At 65.3% G+C, this 6,412-nt stretch carries 9 protein-coding genes; 2 read left to right on the plus strand and 7 right to left on the minus strand.

The window, feature by feature from the left end:
• On the minus strand, positions 1–334 hold a 334-nt coding region (locus H0W38_RS13875; protein WP_292455027.1), incomplete at its 3' end, for an N-acetyltransferase.
• Between the two features lie 26 nt (positions 335–360).
• Complete coding sequence (locus H0W38_RS13880; protein WP_292455030.1) at positions 361–600, minus strand: hypothetical protein; 240 nt, start codon at positions 598–600, stop codon at positions 361–363.
• 448 nt (positions 601–1,048) lie between these two features.
• Here H0W38_RS13880 and H0W38_RS13885 point away from each other — a divergent pair, with 448 nt between their 5' ends.
• Positions 1,049–1,489 carry an ATP-binding protein gene (locus tag H0W38_RS13885; RefSeq protein ID WP_292455032.1) on the plus strand — a complete coding sequence of 147 codons (441 nt, stop codon included), beginning with the start codon at positions 1,049–1,051 and terminating at the stop codon, positions 1,487–1,489.
• 75 nt (positions 1,490–1,564) lie between these two features.
• Positions 1,565–1,828, plus strand: coding sequence for a hypothetical protein (locus H0W38_RS13890; protein ID WP_292455034.1), 264 nt, complete (start codon positions 1,565–1,567; stop codon positions 1,826–1,828).
• A 98-nt stretch (positions 1,829–1,926) separates the two neighbouring features.
• Here the strand turns inward: H0W38_RS13890 and H0W38_RS13895 are convergent, their stop codons facing one another.
• The 5 genes from H0W38_RS13895 to H0W38_RS13915 form a co-directional block, all read right to left on the minus strand.
• Positions 1,927–2,388 (minus strand): PEP-CTERM sorting domain-containing protein, encoded by a 462-nt coding sequence (locus tag H0W38_RS13895; RefSeq protein WP_292455037.1) that lies wholly within the window; start codon positions 2,386–2,388, stop codon positions 1,927–1,929.
• A 350-nt stretch (positions 2,389–2,738) separates the two neighbouring features.
• Positions 2,739–4,880: a UDP-N-acetylglucosamine 2-epimerase gene (locus H0W38_RS13900; protein ID WP_292455040.1), complete on the minus strand. Its 2,142-nt coding sequence runs from the start codon at positions 4,878–4,880 to the stop codon at positions 2,739–2,741.
• 170 nt (positions 4,881–5,050) lie between these two features.
• Complete coding sequence (locus H0W38_RS13905; protein WP_292455042.1) at positions 5,051–5,650, minus strand: SCO family protein; 600 nt, start codon at positions 5,648–5,650, stop codon at positions 5,051–5,053.
• Positions 5,647–6,096: a hypothetical protein gene (locus H0W38_RS13910; RefSeq protein ID WP_292455045.1), complete on the minus strand. Its 450-nt coding sequence runs from the start codon at positions 6,094–6,096 to the stop codon at positions 5,647–5,649. Before H0W38_RS13910 ends, H0W38_RS13905 begins: the two co-directional genes overlap by 4 nt.
• 7 nt (positions 6,097–6,103) lie before the next feature.
• Positions 6,104–6,412, minus strand: a 309-nt coding sequence (locus tag H0W38_RS13915) for an Ig-like domain-containing protein (RefSeq protein WP_292455047.1), incomplete at its 5' end; no start/stop codon positions are given.

Raw genomic sequence — 6,412 nt, forward strand, 5'->3', positions numbered from 1 at the left:
TGCCGATCGACGCGGCGCGCCTGATGCGAGTTGCTTCGACGCTCCAGTCCGTGTCCGTCTGGAGACTGCCATCGGCATTGGCGGCGCGCGGATAACGATCGTTGGTGAACATCACGCCGTGGCCGATAAAAACTTCGTCTTCGATGACGACGCCCTCGCAAATGAAGGTGTGCGAAGAGATCTTGCACCGGGCGCCGATCACAGCATTCTTCTGAACCTCCACGCAGGTTCCGATTTTTGTGTCGTCGCCAATCGCACACCCGTAGAGGTTCACCAGTGACGGGTGGAAGATCTGGACGTTTTCTCCTAACGTCACGCTGTCGGCGATGGGCATTCGGGGTTTTCCTCGGCTTGTCGGGGTCACAGGCGCCGAACGTGCAAGCCGCACTCTTGGAGGCTGGCTTGGTCGTCCGCAATGATGTCCATCACCTTGCTGTTGCGAATGTCGGCGCAGTGCTCCTCGAACGCGAAGCCGAGAACGTTCACGCGCGCGCCCTCGACATAGCTGCCGATGTACCCTGACTCGACAACTGCGACAGTCACCAAAAGCGTCTCCCGAGCTGCATGTTCGTTCGTTGCCGTACCTGCGGTCGCGGACACCTCGCGTTGGTCAGCGTTGCATCCGATGTATCGAGCGGCGTTTCGTGCCTCGCAGGGGAACGTTGCCATCCCTGCTTGATCCTGCGGGCCCGCATGAGAGTGTCCGGCAATTCACGCGCTGCTCAATCCCCCCTGTATGAAGGAGGCGCGGCGGGATAGCGGCCGCCTTGCTCTAGCCGGTCAGGTCCGAGCGGTCCACCTCGGCCCGCAATCCGGGGCTGGATGGCCGGGCAGCGCTGACCCACAACCGCCGGCGCTGTGCTTGCACCGCCGCGGGAGCCTCATGGAGCAGGACCCGCGCACACGACCGGCAAGCGACAGGGATTGCTGAAAGAGCCGTCAAGCATGTACGAGTCGCAGTTCGGGATCACCCGCTCGCCGTTTCAACTGACTCCCGATCCTTGGTTCTACTTCGGCAGCGGGGGTCACCAGGCTGCCGCTCGCCGCCATGAGGCAGGGTTGCGGCCCGGGTCGGATGTTCGCGGTGGTGAGCGGTGAGATCGGCTCCGGAAAGTCGATGCTCGTGCGAAGCCGTCTCGACGAGCTGGATGCCAGCGTGCTGGTGGGATATGTCAGCAGCACCCAGTTGAGCAGCGATGAACTGAGGCGTGCCGTCGCTGGCGCCTTCGGCGTTCCTCTGAACGATCAATCGATGCCCGGCTGGGAGGCTCGGTTTGCGGGCTTGCTCGCGTCGCTTGGCGCAAAAGGCAGACGTGCCGTCCTCGTCATCGACGAGGCGCAACACCTTGACCGAGCCGGGCTTGCGGTTCTCGATGCTCTGGTTGCCGGACCATCACAGGCCTCGCCGCTGCTCGAGATCTGGTTGGTGGGGCAGCCTGAAGGCGGCAATTGCTCGATGCTCCGCAAGTCGCGGCCTTTCGCCGGCTGATCGGCGTGTCCTGCCAGTTCGGGCCGCGCCAGCGGCACCAATCACTTTTCCGGCACGCCGGAGAACCTCGCTTACGTGACGCTGTTCTTTTCGCCGCTGGCACTGCGCTCGGCGGTGCGCATCGAGGGGAGCTTCGCCGAACCCGATGTCAGCCTGGAAACCGGCGCGCTCGCCGCGCGCGCGCTGGCCGGCGTCTCGCTGGGGGCGGTGCTCACGCCGCTGGCGGCGCTGCTTGCGCTCGTCGACCTGGGTGATGAGGAGAAAGCGGTCTGCCAGAAGGCAGTGGAGCGACTGCGGTCTGCGAAGCCCGGAGCGAAGCCGCCGACGCGCGAGCGCTGAGCAGGCCGACGGACGCCGGAACGACGACAAAACCAAGCCGCTACTGTTACGGCCTCAGGGCCGAAGCCAGAGGCGAGCGATTTGCGGGCGGAGAACGATCAGGCGCGGCCGCTCTTTCGCCGCCAGGACGCCAGACCGCCCACCATTCCGAGCCCGGCGAGCATCAGCGCATAGGTCTCGGGCTCCGGAACCGCTGTGGTGAAGTCGACAACCACGCGGGTGCCGTCCACATAGCTCAGGCCGTTCCAGTTGATCGCGATTCGGCCGTTGTCGAGGATGACCCGGCTCGAATCGAACCCGATCATGGTCGTTTGCGCGTCGATCGACGCGCCGGTGATTCCCAGCGGGCCGGGCGAAGTCAGGTCGAAGACGAGACCATTGAAAGGTGCGGTGGTCCAGGTCGGCTGAGCCAGCGTGGTGTTGAGCACGAGACTGAGTCCGGTGTCGCTGAAATCGATGGAGATGGAGGTCAGATCCTCCACGTTCACGAGTGATTCGACTCCTGCGCCGACGACAAAGGAAGACGGTGTGAAGCTCGCAGAAGGGAACGGCGTGTCCAATGCAGGGATCCTGTAGGACGCTGAGAACGATTGACCGTCTAACGCTGCATGCGCGGAACTACAGGCCAGCAACGCTGCCAGCAGCGATATGGATCTGAAAGTGGATTTCATGGACTTCCCCGGTTCGATGCATGGCGAATTGCCGCGTCCAGAAATTGTGTCGTACGTTTTCCGGACGGGAACCCGGGTCGTTCCGCTTTTCCCGTGATCGGGGGGCGCTTGACCGGGGGGCCCTTGATCGGGGGTTCGCGCCGCTTCATAGCGCAACGTGCGCAGGGTGCAGACGCAAGGCAACGGGCCGGGAGAGCGCGCCCGCCACGCTGCAGCAAGTCTTTGAGCGCGTCTGTGAGTCAGCCCTGCCGGCTCAGCGCATAAAGGCCGCCGGTTTGTCGCACAGCGGGCGCAGCCGCTGCGAGCGCCTTCGCTTTCGCGGGGGCAGACGTTCGGTTCGCCCTTGTCCACGAGTGCGCATGCTTTGCGATGCGCGAGGATGCTTGACCGTCCCAAAGCACAGGCACGCTCAACGGCCGGCTTGCGCCATAGAGAATTTCCCACAAGGCCCGCCTAACGAGCCGCGGGTCCGCTCCAATTGCAATCGCGGCGGCGGCACCCGCTCCGCACTCCCGATCTGCCGGATCCGTGAAGCTCAGGCAAGGCACGCTCAACGCCAGGGCCTCGTCGTTCGAGACCGATGAGTCCGACAGAAGGCATGTCGCCTGGCTCAGCAACTGCACCAAATCCGGATGGGCTTGCATCGGCAGGCACACGATGCCTTCGCTGGCGATCACCTTGGAAAGGCCGAAATCCATGAGCCGCTGCTCGGTCCGCCGCTCCATCAGCCACACGAGCGGAAGATCGCGCCGGGCCTGGCGAAGCACTTGCACGAGGCTGGCAAGCCGGTCGCGACGCTCCACGTTCGCCGGCTTGTTGAGGACCACCAAGCCGTAGCCCCGCCGGTCCGTGATCACTTCGCTCGGAACGAGGGACTGCCACGCGGGGGCTGCATCACCGCCCGCGCGCCGACTCAGGGCCAGCGCATCCGCCCCAATCGCCCCCACGCAATGGATGCAAGATGCCGCGATCCCCTCGAGCCGAAGGTTCTCGCTGGCCGCTTCGTCGGACGTGTAGAGCACGCTGGCGAGGCGATCCGTCAGCATGCGCGTCAGATCGCCGGTGCGCGTGCGTTCGAGCAGGCGCACGCCGGCGCCAACGCTTGCGACGGGTATCCCGTGCTTGCTGGCCACGACGGTGCACGCAAGCGCCAGGGCACTGCCGTCGAACACCACGACACCACAGGGCGAGTTCGCCTTCAGGAGCCGCTCGAAGCGATCGGCGATCTGCGCGGTTTGCACCGCCGGGGAGTTGGCGGTGACGTCGAGTTCGATGCAGTCGGGATGGGTGTCGAGCTGGTCGAACACCAGCCGGTGCCGCTGAAGGGCGTCGTTCCTGAAAGCACGCACCAGCGTGCAAGCCCTGGGTTCCTCGCAATCGAGAACGGCCTTGATCAGCGCAGCGGCCTTGACGTGATCGCCTTGGCCGCCGACGACGCACATCAGGCGACCGGCCGACAGGGTCTCGACATGCTCGGGCAGGCAAGGCAGAGCGGGTCGGGCTCCGGTTCGATCCGACGCATCGAGCCTCGCCGCGTCCGGGAAATGCGAGCCTGAGGGAATGTCCCCCTCTTCGGTTTCCAGCTGCAGATCGCGCGATGCACGCGCCACCGCAACGGCATCGATCAGCACGGCCGACGACAGGAAACTGGTCAGCAGCAGGCGATTGCACAGCCGGTTGATCCGCCGCGGGATGCCGCGGGTGCAACGATGGATCGACTCGAAGGCCTCGGCTTCGAAGCTCGGTCGGCCCGACCAGCCCCCCTTGCGCAAGCGATGCTCGATGTAGGCCTGGGTCTCCATCGGCTCCAGCGGCCCGAGCTGGCAGGAAACACCGATCAGTCGGCGAAACGCCGCGAGTTCGGGGGCATCGACCAACCGCCGCAACTCGGGCTGCCCCACCAGCCAGACCTCGAGCAACGGCAAGTCCCGTGGCGGCCCAGTAGCCAAAGCCTCGAGGACGGCAAGCCCGGCCCGGTCGAGGTGCTGAGCTTCGTCGATGACGAGGACGGCACGCCTGCCGTTCGCGCGAAGCGACGCGAGCAAGCCCGCAAATTGGGCCTCCCAGCTCGGGATCGACTGATCATTCAGGGGCACACCGAAGGCGCCGCACACGGCTCGTCTGAGTTCTTCACTGCTCAGCTGAGTGCTGCTGATGTAGCCCACCAGGATGCTGGCGTCCAACTCGTCGAGCCGGCTTCGCACCAGCATCGACTTTCCGGAGCCGATCTCGCCACTCACCAGCGTGAACATCCGGCCGCCGCTGCAGCCCAGCCTCATGGCGGCAAGCGCCGCGTGGTGACCTCGACTGGCGAAGTAAAACCAGGGATCCGGCGTCAACTGAAACGGCGAACGGTTGATCCCGAAGTACGACTCGTACATGCTCGATGGCTCTTTCCGGTCGTGCTCTCGTAACGCGATCGTGCCCTTCACGCCGATTGTGGAGCCGCGTGGCTGCGCCCACCACCCTTGCCTGCGAGCTGCCAGCGAGACCGTTCTCCAGCAAATTGGAGCAGGCGGGCGGCCCCTGCAAACGCTTGCGCGGCTCGCTCTCAGCGCATCGAGGCCATTTCTCTCATCAGGTTCGCCACGTCATTGCCGGTGGGCAAGTCGGTCGTGCGAAAAGCCAGTTGAGCCTTCGAATTGAAAAGGAAGGCCTGGGCCGTGTGCCGATCGGGGCCGTCGGCGCGGCTGCGTAGGAAGTCGAGCAAGCGGTCCACGTCGCTCATCCGCACCACCGCGGCGCGCCAGCGTTGCGGCTGAGCGTCGAAGCGCCCGAGCCAGGTTCTCAGGGCCCTGGCGTCGTCGCCCAGGGGATCGATCGAGACGGATAACAAACGCAGGTTGGTGTCGGCCGGACCCAGGTGTCTTTGGACGTCCGCGAAGATCGCCCCCTGAATGGGACAGGTGGCGGTGCACCCCGTAAACATTGTTTGCACGGCGGTGATTCCACCCGTCAGCAAGCGACTCAATTCGATCGACTGCCCGCCCGTGCTCGTGACGGCTATGACCGGAATCGCTTGAGGCGGCGCGACCGGGCCGGCCGCCGCGTGGGCCTCGGCAAGGCCCCATGGCTCGATGCACGCGGCCGCCGCTCCAAGAATCAGCGAGCGGCGTTGCGTAAATCCGGTGCGCAACTGGAGGCGGATCATCTGCCGGGCCGAATCAGATAAGTCCACAACGCATGACAGTCGGTCGCTGACATCTCATACCGGGGCATGTTGCTCGCAATGATGACATCAGCGGGGTCCACACCGGTCGCAAGCAGTCTGCACAGCGCAGCTTCGTCATAGCGCGAGGGCGGGCCGCCCCGGCGGGCAAGCGCCTGAGTCAGCATCTCCGCAGTGATCAACGGCCCGAACGAACGCGTCGCAGCGCTTGCCGAAACAGTGGGGCCGGCCGAACCGGCGACGTGACAGTTCACGCAGCGTCCGGCCTGCGGCGGCAGCGGTGAGGTGTGTCCGGCCACGCGCGAGCGCAGCGGCAACTCGCCATCGAACAAGCGCCGGCCGCGCTCGCTCGCCGCCGGTTCGCCGACCGCCGCCCAACCGCTGCACAAGGCCATCGACAAAAATAACAAACCGACACCCGAGCGCATGCCAGTGTCACCACGTGGTAGGGGACCATACCCGGTTGACCGCCAATGCATTGCCAGCAACGTCCTTGGCGCGTGGATCACTTGTCCCGCCCCTGATCGGTACTGTGTAATTCGCCAAGGCGGCGGGTGTGGGCATCGGGTTCAGGACGACCCACCGGTTTGACGCGCGATAACGCGCGACCCCCGGCATCAGGGCGTTCGATCCGTCGCGCAGCTCAAAGGTGCTCGTGGTGAGGGTGCTTGCGTCCAGGGCTTCGCTGAACGTCACCGTCACAGCCGTCGCCGTGCCCACGTCAACCGCACCGGCCGGGGGGGG

The organism is Methylibium sp. (assembly GCF_013817365.1).
Lineage (GTDB): Bacteria > Pseudomonadota > Gammaproteobacteria > Burkholderiales > Burkholderiaceae_C > Methylibium.

What these genes read in the sequence shown, in the direction of transcription:
- H0W38_RS13900 (WP_292455040.1), bottom strand. Translation starts at nt 4,880, where the DNA reads ATGTACGAGTCGTACTTCGGGATCAACCGTTCGCCGTTTCAGTTGACG.
- H0W38_RS13910 (WP_292455045.1), bottom strand. Translation starts at nt 6,096, where the DNA reads ATGCGCTCGGGTGTCGGTTTGTTATTTTTGTCGATGGCCTTGTGCAGC.
- H0W38_RS13885 (WP_292455032.1), top strand. Translation starts at nt 1,049, where the DNA reads ATGAGGCAGGGTTGCGGCCCGGGTCGGATGTTCGCGGTGGTGAGCGGT.
- H0W38_RS13905 (WP_292455042.1), bottom strand. Translation starts at nt 5,650, where the DNA reads ATGATCCGCCTCCAGTTGCGCACCGGATTTACGCAACGCCGCTCGCTG.